Annotated in this window: 16 protein-coding genes; 9 read left to right on the top strand and 7 right to left on the bottom strand. The window is 45.7% G+C overall.

Annotated features, from left to right (window positions below; all coding sequences use genetic code 11):
- Nucleotides 1–59: 59 nt before the first annotated feature.
- Entirely contained in the window at nt 60–665 is a 606-nt protein-coding gene (locus tag A3860_RS32080; RefSeq protein WP_081154581.1) for an RNA polymerase sigma factor, read from the bottom strand.
- A 243-nt stretch (nt 666–908) separates the two neighbouring features.
- Here A3860_RS32080 and A3860_RS32075 point away from each other — a divergent pair, with 243 nt between their 5' ends.
- The 6 genes from A3860_RS32075 (at nt 909) to A3860_RS32050 (ending at nt 11,240) form a co-directional block, all read left to right on the top strand.
- Nucleotides 909–2,741 (top strand): glycoside hydrolase family 97 protein, encoded by a 1,833-nt coding sequence (locus A3860_RS32075; RefSeq protein WP_081154633.1) that lies wholly within the window; start codon nt 909–911, stop codon nt 2,739–2,741.
- A gap of 133 nt (nt 2,742–2,874) precedes the next feature.
- Nucleotides 2,875–3,507, top strand: a complete 633-nt coding sequence (locus tag A3860_RS32070) for an RNA polymerase sigma factor (protein ID WP_081154579.1) — start codon at nt 2,875–2,877, stop codon at nt 3,505–3,507.
- Between the two features lie 132 nt (nt 3,508–3,639).
- Nucleotides 3,640–4,845: a FecR family protein gene (locus A3860_RS32065; RefSeq protein ID WP_081154576.1), complete on the top strand. Its 1,206-nt coding sequence runs from the start codon at nt 3,640–3,642 to the stop codon at nt 4,843–4,845.
- Between the two features lie 35 nt (nt 4,846–4,880).
- Complete coding sequence (locus A3860_RS32060) at nt 4,881–8,216, top strand: TonB-dependent receptor (protein ID WP_081154574.1); 3,336 nt, start codon at nt 4,881–4,883, stop codon at nt 8,214–8,216.
- A gap of 11 nt (nt 8,217–8,227) precedes the next feature.
- Entirely contained in the window at nt 8,228–9,820 is a 1,593-nt protein-coding gene (locus A3860_RS32055; RefSeq protein WP_173820296.1) for a RagB/SusD family nutrient uptake outer membrane protein, read from the top strand.
- A gap of 31 nt (nt 9,821–9,851) precedes the next feature.
- Entirely contained in the window at nt 9,852–11,240 is a 1,389-nt protein-coding gene (locus A3860_RS32050) for a Gfo/Idh/MocA family protein (RefSeq protein WP_081154569.1), read from the top strand.
- A 209-nt stretch (nt 11,241–11,449) separates the two neighbouring features.
- Here the strand turns inward: A3860_RS32050 and A3860_RS32045 are convergent, their stop codons facing one another.
- Nucleotides 11,450–12,793 (bottom strand): ATP-binding protein, encoded by a 1,344-nt coding sequence (locus A3860_RS32045; RefSeq protein ID WP_216823557.1) that lies wholly within the window; start codon nt 12,791–12,793, stop codon nt 11,450–11,452.
- Between the two features lie 330 nt (nt 12,794–13,123).
- The gene (locus tag A3860_RS32040) at nt 13,124–13,957 is read right to left on the bottom strand and encodes an alpha/beta hydrolase family protein (protein WP_081154565.1); all 834 of its coding nucleotides are present in this window, start codon (nt 13,955–13,957) and stop codon (nt 13,124–13,126) included.
- Between the two features lie 190 nt (nt 13,958–14,147).
- On the opposite strand from A3860_RS32040, the gene A3860_RS32035 reads away from it, so the two are divergent.
- Nucleotides 14,148–14,378, top strand: a complete 231-nt coding sequence (locus A3860_RS32035; RefSeq protein ID WP_081154563.1) for a hypothetical protein — start codon at nt 14,148–14,150, stop codon at nt 14,376–14,378.
- Between the two features lie 59 nt (nt 14,379–14,437).
- On the opposite strand, the gene A3860_RS32030 is transcribed toward A3860_RS32035, so the two are convergent.
- From A3860_RS32030 to A3860_RS32020, 3 genes are read right to left on the bottom strand one after another with little or no spacing between them, the layout of a single operon-like run.
- Nucleotides 14,438–14,713, bottom strand: a complete 276-nt coding sequence (locus tag A3860_RS32030; protein ID WP_081154560.1) for a helix-hairpin-helix domain-containing protein — start codon at nt 14,711–14,713, stop codon at nt 14,438–14,440.
- Nucleotides 14,714–14,736: 23 nt separating this feature from the next.
- Entirely contained in the window at nt 14,737–15,804 is a 1,068-nt protein-coding gene (locus tag A3860_RS32025; protein WP_081154558.1) for a hypothetical protein, read from the bottom strand.
- Between the two features lie 22 nt (nt 15,805–15,826).
- Nucleotides 15,827–16,387: a hypothetical protein gene (locus A3860_RS32020; RefSeq protein ID WP_081154556.1), complete on the bottom strand. Its 561-nt coding sequence runs from the start codon at nt 16,385–16,387 to the stop codon at nt 15,827–15,829.
- A gap of 102 nt (nt 16,388–16,489) precedes the next feature.
- Here A3860_RS32020 and A3860_RS32015 point away from each other — a divergent pair, with 102 nt between their 5' ends.
- Together A3860_RS32015 and A3860_RS32010 are read left to right on the top strand one after the other, a co-directional pair.
- Entirely contained in the window at nt 16,490–17,290 is an 801-nt protein-coding gene (locus A3860_RS32015) for an AraC family transcriptional regulator (RefSeq protein ID WP_081154544.1), read from the top strand.
- An 88-nt stretch (nt 17,291–17,378) separates the two neighbouring features.
- Complete coding sequence (locus A3860_RS32010; protein ID WP_081154541.1) at nt 17,379–19,169, top strand: DUF885 domain-containing protein; 1,791 nt, start codon at nt 17,379–17,381, stop codon at nt 19,167–19,169.
- A 57-nt stretch (nt 19,170–19,226) separates the two neighbouring features.
- On the opposite strand, the gene A3860_RS32005 is transcribed toward A3860_RS32010, so the two are convergent.
- Nucleotides 19,227–20,543 (bottom strand): vanadium-dependent haloperoxidase, encoded by a 1,317-nt coding sequence (locus tag A3860_RS32005; protein ID WP_081154539.1) that lies wholly within the window; start codon nt 20,541–20,543, stop codon nt 19,227–19,229.
- Between the last annotated feature and the right edge of the window lie 154 nt (nt 20,544–20,697).

The following is a 20,697-nucleotide window of genomic DNA, read 5'->3' as shown; positions in this document are numbered from 1 at the left end:
CAGGAAATTTCCTCTGCTCCGGATGAAAATTTTTTTTTGAGGGGGAAGAAAGGGGTGGGTTATAAAGGCCCTCCATCGTTGGTAAATAAGATCAGGACCAGGATAATGATCAGCTCTTTGTTTTTGCGGGCATATTCTTTCAGGAACCGGTTGGCTTTTACGATATGATCGCTGATGGTGGAAGTGGAAATGCCCAGCAGCGCGCTTACTTCTTCATAGCTTTTGCCTTCTATTTTACATAATTGAAATACCTGTTTGCGTTGGGGCGGCAGGGTATCGATGGCATGCTGCAGAAAAGCAGCCTGTTCGCGCGAAACAATGGCTTCTTCAACGTGCGAATAGTTGCTGCTCATGATGCCGGTAAGTGTATTGATGAGAGCCCTGTCGCGCGAGGCCTTCACATAAAAATTGCAAACCTTGTTTTCGGCAATTCGAAAAAGATAGGAGCGGAAAGACTGGTTTACATCAATGTGCCTGCGGTGCTCCCATATTTTAATAAACACCTCCTGAAGAATTTCTTCTGCAACAGCTTTTGATTTTACCAGCTTTAGTATATTCCCATAAAGCCTTCCGCTGTATAAAAGATAAATTTGTCTGAAAGCAGCTTCATCCCCGATGATCAATTGGTTCAACAGGTCCTTCTCGTTAGTATCGGCAATGATCATTTGAAATAGTTTGAATCACCATTTTAAATAAAAGTAGGATACACCAATTGATTTATAAAATTATTATAAAGTAAAGTTTATCTAAGGCGGTCAAAGCAAAATAAGCATCGGTTGCAGTCAATATAGTGGTAGTTCAGGAGTGATCAGTTGTGGAAATTTGGCGGGCCAAAATTTAACTCCGGAAAAAAGCGAACGCGCTTTACCCGATTGCAACGGGTAAAAATTTTCAAGCTTTCAAATATTATGATAAAAATAAAAGCAACATGCTGCCTGCTGCTCCTGGTTATACTAGGGCAAACCGGCCATGCACAGGTAGCGAAAGTATACAAGGCGTTGTCTCCTGACAGAAGCACTGGTATTGAAACAGGTGTAAGTAAGAGCGGACAACTCCTTTACCGGCTGTTTGTTGGCGGACAGCTGGTTATTGACTGGTCGGCGTTGGGTATAACGCCATCAAACAACGTAGTTGAACCGGTAACCATTATCAATGAAGCTGCGCGCAGCAACCGGCAACGGTTTGCCTGGCCGCTTGGCGAAAGCGACACCATAACCAATGATTATAATGAATTGATGTTGTCGTGCGTGGCGCCTTCCATCCATTATAATTTTATTGCCCGGGTGTACAATGGCAGCCTGGCATTCAGGTATCAATTGAGTAAGACGAGCCCGGCCGTCAATAGTATAAAAAAGGAGCAAACAAGCTTTCAGTTCACCGGGCCGTATACTTTATACCAGTATAATACCGAATCGGTTTTTACCCCTGTTACAATAGATTCATTCCGGCGAACCTGCGATCTTCCCGCTACGCTTACCAATGGCAAATGGTATCTCAGTATAGGGGAAGCAGCCAACGATCATTTTACAAAGGCTGAATTGAAAAGGGGAACAGCCCCGCATAGCCTGGAAGTTGCTTATGTCCGGGATACTGCTGTACATATAGTTGACGCCCAACTTACGCCCTGGCGAACGATCAGTGTTTCCCCAACTGCCATCGGCCTGCACCAGTTCAGCCAGCTTGGTTTACAGTTAAACCCGCCACCGGCCAATGGCATTCCTGCGGGCGTGCAACCTGGCAAGCTCATCAGGTCTGTGGTGCTCACTACCCAGAGCGGCCTCGATTGTATTGATTTTGCCGCAGCGCATAACCTGCAGTACATCATGTACGATGCCGGTTGGTATGGCGCCGAATTTAATACCGTTTCAGACCCTACCCAGCCGATACCGCAAATTGATATGCCTGCCGTTATTGCACATGGAAAAGAAAAAGGCATTGGGGTGATCCTCTATGTGAACTATGTTGGGCTCAAACAAAAACTGGATACCCTGCTTCCCCTGTATAAAAACTGGGGTGTGGCGGGCATGAAGTTCGGCTTTGTAGATGCTTTAACGCAAAAGGGATTGAACTGGCTTTCGGGGGCGATCAAAAAAGTGAATGAGTATGGTTTTGTACTGAATATCCACGATAATTATAAACCTACCGGGTTAAGCAGAACGTATCCGGCCCTGCTAACGCAGGAAGGTATACGCGGTAATGAAAATACACCGGATGCTTTTCATAATACCGTACTGCCTTTTACCCGTTTTATTGGCGGCGCGGCCGATTACACCTTTTGTTATCCCAATATAAAAGAAAGCTATAGCCATAAGCTCACGGTGAGCAAGGCGCAGCAACTGGCACTCACCGTTATTTACTTCAGCCCCCTGCAGTCGTGTTTCTGGTATGGCAAGCCGGCCGATTATACGAATGAAGAAGAGATCGAATTTTTCAAATACGTTCCAACCGTATGGAATGAATCGCATTACCTGTTGGGCGAAATCGGCAAAAATATTACGGTAGCCCGCAGGAAAGGGAATACCTGGTTTGTGGGAAGTGCTGCCGGGTTAACCGACTGGCAAAGTAATCTGCCACTCAATTTTCTGAGTAAAGGAAAAAAATATATCGCCACGGTATATGAGGATGATGAAGCAGGCGGTATCCGCAAAACGGCCATGACCGTTAAAAAAGGAGATGTAATCCATTTTGATATCAGGGCTAAGGGTGGGCAGGCAATGGTCATTCGTCCTGCGGTGCCATAAACACCGGGTTTTAGATTTAGCGTTTATAATTGAGAGCAGGGGCTGCATCAGCAATGGTGCAGCCTCTTTTTTTTGACGGGTTCAAAACCTGTGCATTAATCCCCCAAATTCCCTATTTTAGACACTTAATAAAGTGTCTACAACACCCGGTACATATTACGAGCAAAGTGTAATACAGCGATTGCAAAAGGGCGACAGCGATGCATTCCTGGAAGTATACAACCAGTACCATCAGCCCCTGTATCATTATGTACTTCGCTTTGTTAAATCTCCTGCCATTGCTGAAGATGTTTTGCAGGACGTATTTCTCAAAATATGGGAGATCAGGAGCCGCATCGATCCCGCACTTTCTTTCAAAGCCTACCTGTACCGTATTTGCCGCAACAGTGTTTTCAAACTATTAAAGAAGATCGCCATCGACGAAAACCTGCGGGTGCAGGTGATGCAGCAGTTTGCGCAATCGGTTGCCGACGCCGACCTCAAAGTGCTGTGGCAACAATACCAGGAATTGTTACAAGCCGCCATCGATCGCCTGCCACCTCAACGCCAGAAGGTGTTCAAACTTTGCCGCGAAGAAGGCATGACCTATGAACAGGTGGCCGCAGCGCTGGGCATTTCGCGCAACACTGTAAAGGAACATATGGTGCTGGCCATGAAATTGATCCGCGAACACCTTGACCAATACGGCGATACCCCCACACAGTTTATGTTATTATTATTTCTCATTTCAGAACTCCCCGCCGCTCAGCAGCTTATCCTGGGCTAAAAATCTTTTTTTTTCACCGGCACCCACCCTCCACCCGCCATTCGGGATATTATATGTACTACATTAGTGATATTATGCGTGCGATGAGCATGTTATGTACCATATAAACTGTGTAGCTATATACAATTGACCATGGCGGAAATGAATGAATATTATACCCGGCTTTTAGGGAATTACCTGAATAATGCCTGCTCCCCCCAACAGGTGGAGGAGCTGCTGCAATGGCTTCAGCAGGATGTGGCTAACCGGCTGTTATTGAAGCAGCTACAGGCTGAATTCCAGGAAGCGATGGACTCAAATGCGGAAGTGCCTGCCCACATCAGCGACCGGGTGCGCACCCGGTTACTAAAGGCGGTTCAACCCCCTGCCTCCAGGACCTACAAACTATTATTTTACCGCGCGGCGGCGGCTGCTATCCTGCTGTTGCTGCTGGGCGCGGGGTTGTTTTACTTCGGGAGAAAAGCGGCGGTAAAAAATGGTTCCAGCCAAACAGCTTCCACGCCCCCTGTTCAAACAACCCTGCCCAAAAAGACCGGCGCCTTTATAACCCTGGCCAATGGAGAGCAAATAGAATTAAATAAAACCGGGAACGGGCGGGTGACCGGTCACGGTGCTGTCAATATTATAAAACTGGCCGATAACCGTATTACGTACGATTCTACTGTAAACAACAAGGGCGCCGTCGCGTATCATACTTTAACGGTTCCGCGGGGAATTAAAATGGTGCAGCTAACCCTGGCCGATGGTACCCTCGTATGGCTCAATACCGCTTCTTCCATAAAGTATCCCACCACGTTTACCGGTAATGAACGCCGGGTTCAATTAACCGGGGAAGCCTATTTCGATGTTAAACACGATGCTGCCAAACCCTTTTCGGTGCTCACAAAAAATATAACAGTAAATGTACTGGGCACCCGGTTTAATGTAAGCGCTTATGACGACGACGTGCAAAGTAATGTGGTGTTGGAAAAAGGCAGCGTGGCCCTCAGTGCTAAAAGTGCCGGCGGCACGCTCACCAAACAACTGGTACCGGGTAACCTCGGCAGCTTTGAAACCGGTGCACAAAATATCGCCGTTGCATCGGTCAATACCGAGGAATATGTGTCGTGGAAAATGGGTTACCTCATCTTCAAACAGGCGCCGTTGGAACTAATCGTGAAACGGGTGTCGCGGTATTACGACGTTCAAATAAACACCAGTGTGCTGGCCCATAGTGATGAAACATTTTCGGGCCGGCTCGATCTGCAAAATAGTATCGACGAAGTCATGAACCTGGTGTGCCTTGGCACCTCCTATATGTATTTACCAAACCAACAAAAACTGGCTGTAAGAAAATAAACTATATAACCACATTGTTAACTAACCGCTAACGTATGAAAATTAACTGCTGCAAATGTCCCGGTAGGGGGCATACCAACCTGCTATTTTTAAAGATCAGGTTCACTGTTTATTTACTGTTCCTTGGCATGCTGAGCGTTTCAGCAAAAACTTATTCCCAGAACACGCGTGTTGATTTGAATCTGCAACACGCCACCTTACCCGAATTGTTTGAGGCCATTCAAAAGCAAACTGATTATCTTATTTTTTACCGCGACAAACTGCTAAAAAAAGAATTGCGAAAGACGGTTCATTTTGAAATAAAGAACGCGTCTGTGGCCGATGTGCTTACCCTGGCGCTCAATGAAACCGGTCTAACCTATACCATCAATGGCCGGCAAATAATCATTACCCCTAAACAGGAAGTAATGACCGCCACACCCGCGTTGCCCGATCCGGCAGCGGTTATCAAAGGCCTGCCGGTAACCGGTACGCCTGCAGCGGTGGTAACTACTACTGTCAACCGCCGCGACTCTTCCCTTACCATCAGGGGCCGGGTATACGATACCCATGAACCGCCGGTGGCATTGCCGGGGGTTACCATTAAAGTGAAAGGGGCTTCCGTTAGCGCCACCACCGATGCAGATGGCTACTTTACTATCCACGTGAGCCGGTACGATGTACTTGTTTTCTCGAGGGTGAGTTTTAAACCGGTTGAATACACCGTTTCAAAAAGCGACAATGCACTGAATATTTCCATGAAGGAAGATGTGAGCGACCTCGACCAGGTTGTAGTAGTTGGTTTGTCGGAACAAAGAAAGAAACACATTGCCAGTTCGGTGGCCACACTCGATGTGGCGTCGAATATTACCGGTAAGCCCATTACCACCTTATCGCAAAGTTTGCAGGGTGGGGTTACCGGTTTGCAGGTAACGCAAAGCTCGGGCCTGCCGGGCGGCGATGCGGCTGCCATCAAGATCAGGGGCATCAGTACACTGGGTAATAGCAATCCGCTCATCCTGGTCGATGGTATTCCCATGGATATGAACTTCATTGACCCGGTTACGGTGCAAAGTGTTACCGTGCTCAAAGACGCCGCCGCCGCTGCCATTTATGGGTCCCGCGCCGCCAATGGCGTAATTGTCGTTACCACCAAAAGAGGTATACCCGGTAAAGTATCGGTTACCTACGATGGTTATGTGGGTATACAGGCGCCCACCTATTTACCAAAAGTGGTGGAGGCGCCTGAGTATATGCGTATGTACAACGAAGCACAGGTGAATGCCGGTAAAGCGCCTTCCTATAGCGACAGTGATATCATCAATACCATGAATGGCGTTGACCCCGTGCGTTATCCCAATACCAACTGGATCAATGAAGTCATCGATCAACACGCGCCAATAACCAGCCATTCACTTTCAGTAAGCGGTGGTAATAACGTGGCCCGTTTTGCCCTCACGGGTAATTACCTGTACCAACAGGGCATGCTGCCGATAAACAATACCGGCCGGTTCAACATCAGGGCCAATACGTCTATAACGCTGAGTAAGAATTTCACCGTTAACCTCGACATGCTGGCCATTAAAAGAAATACCCTTACGCCTAACCGTACCGCAGGTAACAATGGTAACCGCCTGCTCGAAGATGTGTACCGCGTTCCACCCACCATTCTACCCAAATATCCCGAAGTAGATGGCAGAACTATTTACGGCCGCTATGTTGATATTGTTAATCCCGTGGCATACGCCGAGCGGGGCGGACAGCATAAATATGAGAGCGGACAAACCAGCATTAATTTGCAGCCCAAATGGCGCGTATTACCGGGGTTGAACCTGCGCGGTCAGTTCAGTTTCAGGTTGAACAGTGATATCACCCGCGATACCCGCGATGCCTATAACTTTTTTGATTACTACACCGGCCAGTTATTACAAACCTGGACCATGCAACGCTCCGTATCTTCTGCACGGAGTACCTATTATTACCTGGGCGCCAATGCCGATTATACCCTCACTATGGGCGACCATATGATCTTTGCCATGGCCGGGTATTCGCAGGAAGAAACCAATTCGGGCGACTGGGATGTATCGTCCATGATCTCGGGCTATGCCAAACTGAATTATTCATACCAGAATAAATACCTGGTCGAAGGAACTATTCGTACCGATGGCTCTTCCCGGTTCAGCCCCAACCACCGGTTTGGCTATTTTCCTTCGTTTGCGCTTGGCTGGAATGTGCATAATGAGAACTTCCTGAAAGGAGTGGGTTTTATCAACAACTTTAAATTAAGGGCATCTTACGGGTATTTAGGAAATGAGAATATTGGTTTATACCAATACCAAACCCTCATCAATTCTTCGAGTGGTGTTGAAACCACTTATGGCAATCCCGATATTACCTGGGAAACCGTGCATATGGCCGATGCCGGGGCCGACATAGGTTTGTTTGGCGGCAGGCTCGAATTCACGGTTGATTATTACAACAAAACAACCAACAATATTATTCTGAATCCTTCCTTACCGCTGGTAGGTGGTTTTGAAGACCAGGTACCGGTGAATGCTGGCCGGGTGCAGAACAAAGGATGGGAGCTGTCGATGAATTACAATGCAAAGCCTTCAAAAAATATTCGCCTCTCCGTAAGGCCCGGCGTTTCGTACAATACCAATACCATTTTGAACCTGGTGGCCGGCCCGTATATAAATTCAACCGGTACCACCATTAACCAGGTGGGCAGCGCCATTGGCAGTTTGTATGGGTATAAGACCGCAGGTTTGTTGCAAGCGAGCGATTTTGACGGTACAGGCAAAGCAGTGGTGCCGGTGCTGCCCAATGCAGCGCCCGGCGATATCAAATACCTTGACCTCAGCGGCGATGGAGAGATCAACGCAAAAGACCAGACGATCCTGGGCAACCCGGTTCCGCAATTGAACTACTTCTCGAATTTCAGGATCTCCTATAAAAAAATTGACCTGGAATTCTTATTACAGGGTACTAACAAAAGCGATGCGGTATTGCTCGATATGTTCGCATTACCATTGGACTTAAGCAAAGACGGCGGCGTGCCCACAAAATATTACGCAGCCAATTACTGGACACCGGAGAGAACCGGCGCGCGCTTTCCCCGCCTGTCAACCGCACCGGCGAATAATAAGTTGTCGTCCGATTTCTGGTTCCAGAACGGCGCCTATGTGCGCGTGAAATATATTCAGCTGGGGTGCAACCTTACCTCGGCCTTTACAAAGCGGGCAGGCATCAACGCTATGCGACTGTATTTCAATGCCCAGAACCCGCTCACGTTTACCCGGCTTAAATTAACCGACCCCGAAAGCCGCGGTAACCAATGGACATATGGAATTATGAAAACCTATACCATAGGCTGTAACATTCAATTTTAATTCGCCACAATATGAGATCCATAACTTTTATCATATCGTTTGTTGCCGGATCACTGCTGTTTTCCGGTTGTAAAAAATTCCTGGAACACGATCACCCTACCGCCATCTCCGATGAAGAATGGTGGAACACAAGTGCCGACGCTACCAATGCGCTTAATTCGGTGTATGTAGGTGTGCCCGATGGATCATCGGGGCGGCAATTAATGTTTTTATCGGCATTGAGTGACGAAGCAGTTGCCCGTCAAAGTACGCGCGGCGATTACGAATCGTATGTAAAAGGATTGCAAAACCCCACCTGGGATGTAGGCACCGGTATTTGGCAGGATGATTTTAAAGACATTCGCCGGGCCTGCCGCTTTCTCGAAAACGTTGACAATTGTTTTATGGACGATTCACTGAAGAACCGGTACAAGTATGAAGCAAGGGCATTGCGGGCTTATTATCATATGGAGCTGATGCTGTTCTTTGGCGGAATACCCATTATAAAAACCTCGGCAACGCCGGCCGAAAGTTACCTCGAGCGCAATACGGAAGCAGATGTGTACAATTTTGTGGTAAGCGAATTGACCGACTGCGCCAATCACCTGCCGGCTGTTTATACCAATGCCGATCTTAAAAGAGTGTCAGCAGGCACCTGCTGGGCGCTCATCAGCCGGCTGGCTTTATTTTATAAAAATTATGATGCCGCCAAAGACGCTGCCAAAAAGGTGATCGACCTCGGCGTGTATGAATTGTACAAGACCGTTTCGAACCCAAAGAACAGTTATGCCGATCTTTTCCTGTACACGGGAGAAGTGAATAAGGAAAGGATCTTCTACAAGGAGAATACCAGTGGTGGTAATCAGTGGCTCACCTTTGCGCCGCTGGGGGTGGGTGGAAAAACAATTATTTCACCTACTGCTTCTGTAGTAAATAATTACGAAACCAAACAGGGAAAAACTATTTGGGAGCTGGGGCCCGATTCCATTGCTATTTATCAAAAAGATCCCAATTACAAAAACAACCGCGATCCGCGGTTGACCGCCTCCGTATTGTTACCGGGACAAACCTATTCTTCCTATGTACTGAAGCCTTTCGATGCCGCGCAAACCAACCTCGACCGGCTGGGTGCGCAAAATGCAACGGCTACCGGCTTCTGGGTAAACAAATACCTTGACCCCAAGGACCGTACGGGCACGCGCACCCTCGATTATATGATCATTCGCTATGCAGAAATTTTGCTCAACTATGTGGAAGCGCTGGTGGAAACGGATAAATGGAGCGATCCCGATGTGGTGCGGTACCTGAACGACATTCGCGCCCGTGCCGCCATGCCGCCGGTAGATGTTTCAAAATACAATACCAAAGAAAAGCTGCGCGAACTGGTGCGCCGCGAACGCCAGTCGGAGCTGGCATTTGAAGGAACGCGTTTTTATGATATCCGCCGCTGGGGCATCCTGGGCGACGTCATGAACGGACAGGTATACGGCGCTATTGACCCGGCTACCAATCAACCGGTAAAAGTGGAGGTGCGCTCGTGCAATGTAGCGCGCGATTTTCGCTGGCCGGTTCCACAGGCCGAGATGCTGGCCAACCCGCATATGACGCAAAACGATCTGTACTAAGGATAAATATTAAAACAATCAATTTTCATTCATGAACAGAAGAAGTCTAATAAAGCAGTTGGGTTTAAGCATAGGCGCTACCGTGATAGGGTCAGAAGCTGTGGCCCGTTTGGCAGATGGAACGGTGGAATATGAGGTGCCCAAAAATCCCTTACACAAACCGGTCGACAAACCCGTTACCGCCATTACGCTCGGCGCCGGTGGGCGGGGAAATGTGTATGGCAACTTTGCCGCTAAATTTCCCAACCTGTTAGATATTGTTGGGGTGGCGGAACCCATTCCCATTCGCAACGAGCGGTATGCAAAATTACACCAGATCGCCGATGCCAACCGCGTCGATACCTGGGAGCGCATCTTTGAGCGGCCGAAATTTGCCGATGCCATTATTATTACCACGCCCGATAATTTGCATTATGCCCCCTGTATGAAAGCGCTGGAGATGGGGTATGATGTACTGTTGGAAAAACCCATTGCGCCAACAGAAAAAGAATGCCGCGATATACTGGCGCTGGCGAAAAAAACAGGCCGTATTGTGGCGGTATGCCATGTGCTGCGCTATGCCCCATATTTTGTAAAGATGAAAGAATTGATAGCACAGGGCGCTATAGGAGAGGTGATGAGTGTGCAGCATATGGAACCTATTGAACATACGCATATGGCGCATTCGTATGTACGCGGCAACTGGCATAACTCAAAACAAACAACGCCCATCATTCTCGCCAAATCGTGCCACGACCTGGATATCATAAAATGGGTCATTAACAAGCCGGCCAAACAAATAGTAGCTATGGGCGATCTCAAATGGTTTAAAAAAGAAAATGCGCCGGCGGGCAGTACGGCGCGGTGTACCGATGGTTGTACGGTTGAAAGAACCTGTCCGTATTCAGCCATCAGGTCGTATTACGATAAGCGCCAACGCACGGGGGTATTCGACCTGCCCGATGATAAAACAAAACATGCCGAAGCCATTATGGAGAAATTGCGCACCACCAATTACGGCCGTTGTGTTTACCGTATGGAGAATGACCAACCCGATCATTATATCACCAACATTCGCTTTGGCGATAACGTTACCGCCAGTTTTTCCATGGAAGCGTTCACTTCCTATGGCGGACGCCGCACGCGTGTTATGGGGTCTATGGGCGATATGGTAGGGGATATGACTGAGCTGGTGGTCACCGATTTCAGGACCGGCAAAAGCAACAAACTGGTGCCCATTGCAGAAGATGTGGAAGGGTATAAGAACAATGGACATGGCGGGGGCGACTGGTTGCTGGCGCATGATTTTGTACAGGCTGTAGCGCAGCAAAATCCGAAGCTGTTAACCTCTACCATCGATGAAAGTATCGAAAGTCATATTATGGGTTTCATGGCCGAGGAGAGCCGAAAGAAAAACAAGGTTATGGATATTAATTTATAAATAAACGAGCTGATCTATGATGAACCGTCCGTTAGTTTAGTCTTCATTAAGTGTTGAGATTCCTTAGCGCCCCTGACGTTGGTTGGGGGTGTTTTTTGTTGTGTGCCCGGCCCTATCATAAACCTGGAGGTGAATTAGGTAGCGCCTACTGTAACAGGGCAGTTGAATAACCCCGATTTTAATTCCATCGAATTCGATGGGTATCACAATTATAATGTTTTCACCCATGTTAAGTATTTTTCAATCTGAGCTCCCAGATAGTAAGGAAGGTTAAGCAATAAGTATTCCTTACCTGTTGGGGTTGTAATTGTATCAACTTTTACTTTTCCATTATATAGTCTTACTGCAAAACGATGGGGTGCAGCATCCATGAAAAGATGCAATGATCTTAATGTACCACTGGAGCCTGATTTTACTTCAATCGGAATAATTAATCCATCGTGTTGTATTACAAAATCCAGTTCAGCCGTTGCTTCCGCTTTTTGGCGCACCCAAAAATTAAGGTTGTTTAAAACATTTGATTTGGATGCGAGTAATTCCTGACCTACAATATGCTCAGCTATTTTTCCCTGATATATGTTGTCAAGATTGCTTGTTCCAATAATGTCTTTTTGAAGCCCCACGAAATGATTCATCATTCCGGTATCCAATAATTGTAATCTTGGTGATTTTTTAAAGTCAGGAACAATGGGGATGGAAGTGTTCGTAGTGGGATATAACAAATGCAATAACATTACTTTTTCCAGCGTTCTCATCGCTTCTCCCACTTCTTTTGATCCATAATTAGAATTTCCAAAATGGTTGAATTTTATTCGATTCCCAGCTTCAAAATAAGAAGATTGTATTACATGCCTGATAACTTGTACCAAATTATTCGTTCGGCCATATTTTTCCACATCATTTATGTACGAAACAATTAGTGATTCGTAAATTGTTCTTAATGCGGTAAGATTTCTATGAGTTAAATAATGGTCCACTACTGCAGGCATACCTCCTATCAGGGTATATGTATGGAATAAGGTAAGTAATTTATCGTGGGCATATTCATCCATTGGTATTTTCCTGTATTGTTCTAATGCAAGTTTTTCTCCATTGGCCTGAAGAAACTCATCGAACGAAATTGGCCGTACAACTTTGTATTCAACTCTTCCCACAGGAATTTTTATATCTCCTTTTATTGCCGTTTCAAACAAAGACCCTGCAGCTATAACATGGAGATTAGGCACCTGTTCAAAAAAATAACGCAGAATATTAATAGCTTCAGGCACCTCTTGAATTTCATCAATGAACAATAATGTGTCACTAAGTTTTTCAATGTCTTTATCTCGCAAAAAAAACAGTTGTTCTACAAGTTGGCTGATGTTTTTATAATTTCTGAAGGGCGCTGCATCTTCCTTCAATTCGAGATTCAGATTTATATATTGCTGATATGATTGAGCGAACATATTAACGATAGTAGTCTTCCCAACCTGTCTTGCCCCTCGTAATATGAGCGGTTTCCGGTGCGAATTTATTTTCCAGTCATTTAGCTCTTCTATAATGTTTCTGTACAAAATTTTCTCATTTTGGGGGTAAAATTATGCTTTTTTAGGCCCATTTTGAGGGTAAAATTTGAAGAAAATAGGCCCATTTTAGGGGTAGTTTTGTGGAATGTATTGATAATCAGCTTGGTAAGTTTTTATATTCGCAGCCCCTTTTCCTGGGCTGTAAAATGCGGTGGAGAAGAGTTTTTTGTTGGATCAGGAAAACTCAAGTGTATACTCCCTTATCTACCACCTGCTGCTGAAGTTGTATAATGGGAAGACGGTTACGATTGTGAGCAAAGTAACCATGAAAAAGAGCGCATGTTCCTGCGGGTATTGACTGGCAGGGAAATGCTTTTATCATTTCAAATATTTATCCAGGAAGGCAAATACTTCGGGGCCCCAAATGTCCCCATCCCTTACAAACATATGTCCATCTTTTGCCTGTGTGCCACGGGGTGGGTATATTTTTATCTTATACGTTTTTCCTGCTTTTTCCATTTCGGCTGCCTCCTGAATACTCGGTTGTATGCTGAAATCATTTTCTGCCTGGATAAAATAAACCGGAACGGTGGCCTGTGCTGCTAATTTTTTCATCCATTCCCGGCCATCTTCAGAACCATCCCACATCATGGCAGCGCCTGCAAAATTCACTGCGGCTTTGATACCTGTATTTTTAGTAGCCATGATCATGGTTTGTATGCCACCAAAGGAGATCCCTGCCACGGCTATTCTTGACGTGTCGATCCCTTTTTGCTTTTTTAATGCCTGTAAGCCACTCAACTGATCCTGAAATTGTTCTGTTTCATGCAGTCGAATGATCACGGGGTAAGCAGCATTAGGCCCTTCATTATTTCGAATGCTGTCGAGAATGTCGCCCATATATCTTCCCTGTCCTTTGGATAAAGTTTGACCTCTTCTGAAAGGAGTAAAAAAAGCATATCCATGACCTACAAAATATTTGGCAACTCCAGGAAGATACCACATACTATTCGCTTCACTGCCGTGATTGAACAAAACAGCCGGAAAAGGACCCCTGCCTTCCGGCTTCCATAATAATCCTTTTAAAACAAGATTGCCACTGGTAAAACTAATGGTATCGGGTTTGGTGGCGAGTGAATCCTGAGAGAATACTTTGGATAATGTAGAGCTCAGGAATAGCAGCAATAACAGGGAGCGCAATATCTTTTTCATATAAGTTCAGGTTTAGCGGTATTAAGATACCGTTTTTCAAAATAATCTTCTTTGGAGTCGTGGCCTACCGTGAAAACACCCCATTTATCGTTTAGGGATATGGGATGAATAATTTCCTAAATATCAATTGATTATTGGCAATTAAGCGGGGTCATTCCCAAATGCAGGGGAAACAATGTAATTTCGCCACATGCGGCGCACGATCATCTTCATACCAAAAGGGCATACAGAAACCATAACAGTTACAGTTCACCACAAACCGGAACTGAATAGCGCCGAACATGCCGGTATCTGGGACATTGATACAAACGAAGTATGGCTGAGCACCCATTTATGGAACCAATTCCCTGCTAATGATCAAAAACAGCAGGGAAAAGTATTCGCAAGCCTGCACAAAGTGAGCAGGTCATTGTTGAAATGAATTGAAAATGCCGGCTGGCAATCAAACAATTTGAATGGCGAATGCTCCTGTAGCAAATTTTATTTCTTATCCTTCCAGTTCCACCATTTCAGTTGCTCGCTGTCCTGATCTTTCGCAGGTGTTTCTGCAAAATAAACCGCACAGCGGAAAACATACAACACACACCTGTCCTGCACACAGCCGGCAAACTGGTTCGACTGGTCATACAATTGTTCCGGGTCTTTTCCTTTCAAATCTTCAACGCGCCTGATGCCAATGTTGTACAGATCGGTTGCTAACGATTTTCCAACGCCGGGTATGCGGGTTAAATCTTTTATTGATTGTGCAGTTGTCATTAATAGATTGTCTTGTAATTAACCTACGGCCTTGTGATCTCAAAAATAAGGGTGTCATCAATGAATTTTAATACCCCATTGTCAAGGATTGCGCGCTTTCCGAGCTTAAAGTCCAGCCTGATATCTAAATCAAAAGTGTCTTTTACAATGGTATACGAGCCTCTATAAGTAGTAAAGCACCAATGGTCGCTCCTTTCTGCCTTCAAATAACCGTTTTCCTTAAAATATAAACGAGATCCACCATCGCTGCCAATTTGAGAATTGCTGGCTGTGAATAATGTAGGAGAGTTGTCAAGCTTTTCAACATGTTTTAAATGCCATACGATATATCCCAGGCATATAGCAGCAATGGCCAGAGATAGCAATATCATCCTGCCAGCATTAGTCCTGTAAAATAAAATTAGCCGGATCAGCTGCGTGGCAGCTATCAGGCAGAGAATGGTCAGTGGTACATAGTCGATAAAATCGAAGAAGATCGTTTTCTGGGTGATTGTCCTGGTTTCACCGTAAATAACCAAACTTCCAAATATAAGGGTGAGTATGAATAACAAAATTTGAAGCCAACGGACCGGGCTTATTTTTTTCGTTGGTATTCTCCAAAGTTTCTCCATTAGGTTATTGTTGTAAATGTATTCAGTTGAAACTCCGCCACCTTCAATAACCAGCCCGGTCTTATTGTTAATTATTATTTGACGCTTGCGTATCCTGACTTTATTTAATTTGAATTTATCTGCGCTTAAATCCAATTTTTTTAATTTGTTGTCGGTATCAAGGACTTTGATGATTCTCAAACTATTTAATTTATTCAGGAATGCAAAACTCTGGTCTATTACGCTTGATGGACTTAAAATGGAGAATCGTAGTGTGAAATATTTTACATTTCTTTCGCCTGGCGTTAATAGAACGCAAATTTCAGTTAAACCAAGGGCCGATCTTATTTCAAAATAGAACTCTCGATGTGTGTCGATTGATTCGGTATTGGATTTACCAGCCAGAAAACTGGCTCCTGCGCTTTCAATAATGTCTTTTATCTCTGTCTGGGGAACAGGGTTTTTAAAGTTAACTTGTAATAAATATGATTCAAATCCCATTTTAAACTGATTGTATCTTATACTACCCCTTTTTATAATACTCAATGATCGCCGCCAGTTTTCTGTCTGAGATGCCAAAATTGAACAGATCATATTTATTCACAGTGGTATCCTTGTGAAAAATGAGTAAATAGGAATTTGTCCTCTTCCCTTCCTGTCTGTTCATAATACCCGTTTCGGCTATCTCTGCCCAGTAAAATTTGTTTTTATCAAAGGTGATGCCTTCCCCGTCAACCGTGATCCGGTAATTATACCTCTTTTTAAAAAATGTAAAGTAAAGTAACAGGTAAATGATCAGCGACACTAAAAGTAAACCGAAAAGAATAACCCCAAAAGGAAACTGATCTACCAGCATCAGCCTCAGCAAACCAATCCACACTAAACAGGGGATTGGTAAAACGATAATAACAATCGCCTTATACAAAACAGAAGGTTTGATCACTTTTTTTTCGCCTAATGCAAGGGATGGCGCAGCGACTGCAATGAATTTTGTTGTTCGTACCCGGGGATAATTTCCTAACACTTTGTCGAACCAGGTCATTTTACTTTCTTCGCTTTTTATGAAATCGTCTATGTATGTCATGGGGTGGGGGATGTGGCTCCTCAAATTTACCGCTAAAAGCTAACAATTAAAAGTTATCCAGTACATTTGACTGCAACCATTTAATTGGCTCCGGAGAAAATTATGGAAAAACCTGTAGTATTGGACAAAGGTTGTTACGTGGGCGCCAAAGTGAGCCAGTATAATTTTGGCGGAATAATAACCAGTGAAACCTGCTTCCCCGAAAATTATACTTCCAACTGGCATTATCATCAAAACCCCCATTTTTCTCATATCCTCACCGGTGGCAGTAAAGAGCAACGACCACGCAACGCGCAAACCCAGCTTCCCGGCGATGGCCTGTATTATTATCCGGGCATCCCCCACAAAAATGTTGAATACCGCCCGGGTACCAGGATCTTTAATATTGAAATAGATGCCGCTTTTTTTAAAGCGCATGATCTGCAGATGCCCGACGCCGACAGAATGTTTGCCGACAGCACCCCAATAAATTCATCGGGCCTGCTGAAAATACTAAAACAACATTACTTTCATGATGCCCATAGCCAACTGGCCATAGAACAGCTTTGTACCGAACTGGTATCCGCTTATCCCGTTGTTGCCCCGTACTCGCCCGCCTGGTCGCGCAACATTATAACGGTTATGCACGATCATTGGGACCAGCCTTTATCCCTTGCCCAACTCTCCGCTAAAGTGAATATTCATCCCGTAACCCTGTCGAAATACTTTTCCCGGTATTTTCATTGCTCCCTGGGCGACTATGCCCGGAAGATCAAAGTAGAAAAGGCTGTACAATTGATGCGGTCACGGCAACTTTCGCTCACCGCAATCGCCTATCAATGCGGTTTTAGCGACCAGGCACATTTTACCAAAACATTTTACCTGTTTACCGGCCTGCTTCCCAAACAATACCGCAAACTGTGATCGTCCACGCTAATAGGATACAATTTTAGCGTTGCGTCATTGCTGAAATTTGCGCGTACTATGGCAGAACGTATTAAATCAAATTTATATGACAGGAAGGCGTTGTTCCTTTTTTACAGGCTTTAGTTTGTTCTCTGTTTTATTTTTTGCTTACCGGGCCCCCGCGCAGCAAAAAAATGCGGCGCTTAATAAGCTGTTCGCAGCGTATTACCACGAAAACCAGCAACTGTATCCATTAGATGCAACGTTGTCGGGCGATCACCGGTACGATGACCGGTTAGCCAACGATATTTCAATTGCCTGGCTCAATGCGAAAGAGCGGTTCAATAAAAAGTATTTACAACAACTGGCGCGGTTCAACCGGAACCTTTTAAATACCACCGATAAAATTTCCTATGATGTTTTAACCGAAATACTGACCCTCGACCTGGAACGGCGCAAATTTCATTTCGAATACCTGCCCATCAACCAGTTTACCTCGGTGCCGCTGATAATGGCGCAATTGGGGTCGGGTAATGGGGCGCAACCTTTCAAAACAAAACAGGATTATGCCAACTGGATCAACCGGATCAATGATTTCAGCGACTATACTGATACCGCTATCGCCAACATGCGCACCGGCATGCAAACCGGCATTGTTCTGCCAAAAGTGCTGGTGACAAAAATGATCGATCAAATGGAATCGGTGGCCAATGCCGACAGTCTGTCGAATGAGCTGTTTAATCCGGTGCGTACATTGCCCGGTTCTTTTACCGCAGTTGAAAAGAAAAAGATCGCGGCACAAATGCTGCAGGCTGTTACCCAAAAATTATTGCCCTGTTATCGCCGCCTGGCTGCCTTCCTGAAAAATGAGTACCTGCCGCGGGCTGCAGCCGTTGCAGGCATGGGTGCATTGCCCGAAGGCGCCGCTATGTACCGGTTCTATGTTCGTTCCTATACCACCACCAACCAGTCGCCGGAAGAAATTTATGAAACCGGTCTGCACGAAGTGGCGCGAATAAAGGAGGAGATGGAAAAAGTGAAGACGCAAACCGGCTTTACAGGCAGCTTACCCGAATTCTTTTTGTTTTTACGGTCGAACAAACAATTTATGCCTTTCAAAACACCGGAAGAAGTCCTAAACGCTTACCGGGCCATAGCAGCGAAAATAGATAAACACCTCGATTCATTATTTGATCTGAAACCCAACACCCCAATGGTCATCAAAAGGGTAGAGGCATTCAGGGAGGCGGGGCAGAACGGGCCTTCCTACCTGGCAGCCCCAGCCGATGGCAGCAGTGCAGGCATCCTGTATGTACCTGTTCCGGACGCCACAAAAATAAATGTTACTTTTTTAGGGATGGAGGCCACCTATTTACATGAAGCCATTCCGGGTCATCATTATCAAATAGCGCTTCAACAGGAAAATAAGGAATTGCCTGCTTTCAGAAATCACATTGCATTCTCTGCATTTTTTGAAGGATGGGCCTTATATGTAGAATCGCTGGGCAGCCAACTCGGCTGCTATACAGATCCATATCAGCAAATGGGCGCCTTAAATAACGAAATGCATCGCGCTTTACGGTTGGTCACCGACGTGGGTATTCATACCGGTAAAATGACACCCGCCCAGGCAATTGCCTTTATGCTGGAACATGAATCAATAAGCGAAGCCGATGCTACCCTGTCGGTGGAAAGATATATGGCCATACCCGGTCAGGCGCTCTCCTATAAGACCGGCGAGTTGGAGATAAAAAAGATCCGGACAAATTGTGAAGCGATCCTGAAAGATAAATTTGATCTCAGAAAGTTCCACCATGCCCTGTTGGTGCAGGGCGATATGCCGTTAACCGTGTTGGCAAACTATATGAATGAATGGGCTAAGGAACAGTTGCATTAATAAAACTAAAAGCCTCCCGGTGCATCGGGAGGCTTTTACAAATTTATTTACCGCACCTTACGGATGCTTATTTTTATTCGACACCAATTTAATATCCGCAATTTCATCGGCTAATTTTTTACCCATTTTCATGGAAACTTCCTGGGTCCATTTATAATGCAAACCCCCGTACACTCTTGAGATAGCGGCTTCATCCTCCAGGTTTGATAAGGAAGTAAAATGCCGCGCCGGTAATCCCCGCCAATCATAGGCGTTGTCGGTGACTTCAATATCGCCGTATTCTTTTTTCAGCACCTGTATAAAGGGCGCCCAGGCGCCTAACAGGCCACTGGTATATTCAGGGTAGGGTGGGGTAGGTAAATAAGGCAGCCAGGTGGCATCTATATCCCGTTGTATATAGGTGATGGGCCTTATGAGGTTATAATGATACTTCGACCGGAAGGTAATGATGCCGCCATCCTTGAAGGCGATGCCGGTTTTGGCATACACTTCAGCCGCCTCGAATAACTTTGCTTTTTGATTTTCATTTACCCAGGTTATGATGGAAAGTGCATGATAGGGCGCCGGAACGCCCACGCCGGGTCCCCCCGCATCGGCATACCAGTTGGCTGTCGCTTTTTGCGCATCTGTCAAATGCTTTCCAATATCATACACCTCTTTTACGGCTTTATAGAATTTTGAGGAGGGGTTTTCTGAAAATTCAAGGGGCTCTGGCGCCAGGGCCGTTACACTATACCACAGAAATGGCCTTGAATCGTGCAGGAACGGCCCTACCGTAGCAAAAGCCGGCAGGGTAGGCACCCAGGAAGCGGGCGTTACCGGTGGCGGTACATAGCCCACACTGCTCAAATTGAATTTATCGGTGGTTGACCAGTTGTAAATAGCTTCTGCAATGGCGCGGCCAAAAGCTTGCGAACGATGCAATACCGCATCGGAAGTGGTTTGGCTGAACCGGTCGTAATTCACCTTTTCCATGGAGTCGATGCTGGCTTTATTGGCATCGGTAAGCGTAAGGAACAGCTTGAACATCATGGCCAGGGCGGCATTGGCGCTTTCACTCCACAAATACCGCTGCCAGGCATCGGCCTGCGGCATCGCCGGCATTTGATACAGCGAGGAAGATAAACTTTCGGCGTTTTTGTTTCCGTTGCGCACTGCTTCATAAAGACCAACCCCTATAAAGGCAAAATTCCTGAAATTCAACAACACCACCGGTTGCGGATTGGCCGGCCGCTGCACTTTCGCGATAAATTTATACCAGTCATACACCACGCCGGCGCTTTCTTCCTGTTGATGTGGCGGCAGGTCTATCTTATGGCAACCATACAGCACACTGATCCCTATTACGGTCAGCAATATTTTATTTAATTGCATAACGCATCATTTTAAGGGTGAATAGGTATTAACGTTTCAAGGGGATGTGCAGGGAGTTATCGAATGGAAGGGATTGAAAACAGCTGTTTGAATTTTTAAAGGTACCGGATAAAATTTGGTTTGGAACAGGAGCTGACGAGGGTCAGGGTTTAGG

The sequence above is a fragment of the Niastella vici genome (genome assembly GCF_002077945.1).
GTDB classification, from domain to species: domain Bacteria; phylum Bacteroidota; class Bacteroidia; order Chitinophagales; family Chitinophagaceae; genus Niastella; species Niastella vici.
The sequence above is the reverse complement of the archived record's forward strand: the minus strand, read 5'-3'. Positions and strand labels throughout refer to the sequence as shown.

Excerpts from the sequence above, each read along its gene's own strand:
- A3860_RS32025 (WP_081154558.1), bottom strand. The coding sequence starts at position 15,804 with ATGGGATTTGAATCATATTTATTACAAGTTAACTTTAAAAACCCTGTT.
- A3860_RS32075 (WP_081154633.1), top strand. The coding sequence starts at position 909 with ATGATAAAAATAAAAGCAACATGCTGCCTGCTGCTCCTGGTTATACTA.
- A3860_RS32065 (WP_081154576.1), top strand. The coding sequence starts at position 3,640 with ATGGCGGAAATGAATGAATATTATACCCGGCTTTTAGGGAATTACCTG.
- A3860_RS32035 (WP_081154563.1), top strand. The coding sequence starts at position 14,148 with ATGCGGCGCACGATCATCTTCATACCAAAAGGGCATACAGAAACCATA.
- A3860_RS32030 (WP_081154560.1), bottom strand. The coding sequence starts at position 14,713 with ATGACAACTGCACAATCAATAAAAGATTTAACCCGCATACCCGGCGTT.
- A3860_RS32010 (WP_081154541.1), top strand. The coding sequence starts at position 17,379 with ATGACAGGAAGGCGTTGTTCCTTTTTTACAGGCTTTAGTTTGTTCTCT.
- A3860_RS32050 (WP_081154569.1), top strand. The coding sequence starts at position 9,852 with ATGAACAGAAGAAGTCTAATAAAGCAGTTGGGTTTAAGCATAGGCGCT.
- A3860_RS32015 (WP_081154544.1), top strand. The coding sequence starts at position 16,490 with ATGGAAAAACCTGTAGTATTGGACAAAGGTTGTTACGTGGGCGCCAAA.
- A3860_RS32005 (WP_081154539.1), bottom strand. The coding sequence starts at position 20,543 with ATGCAATTAAATAAAATATTGCTGACCGTAATAGGGATCAGTGTGCTG.
- A3860_RS32060 (WP_081154574.1), top strand. The coding sequence starts at position 4,881 with ATGAAAATTAACTGCTGCAAATGTCCCGGTAGGGGGCATACCAACCTG.
- A3860_RS32080 (WP_081154581.1), bottom strand. The coding sequence starts at position 665 with ATGATCATTGCCGATACTAACGAGAAGGACCTGTTGAACCAATTGATC.
- A3860_RS32055 (WP_173820296.1), top strand. The coding sequence starts at position 8,228 with ATGAGATCCATAACTTTTATCATATCGTTTGTTGCCGGATCACTGCTG.
- A3860_RS32020 (WP_081154556.1), bottom strand. The coding sequence starts at position 16,387 with ATGACATACATAGACGATTTCATAAAAAGCGAAGAAAGTAAAATGACC.
- A3860_RS32040 (WP_081154565.1), bottom strand. The coding sequence starts at position 13,957 with ATGAAAAAGATATTGCGCTCCCTGTTATTGCTGCTATTCCTGAGCTCT.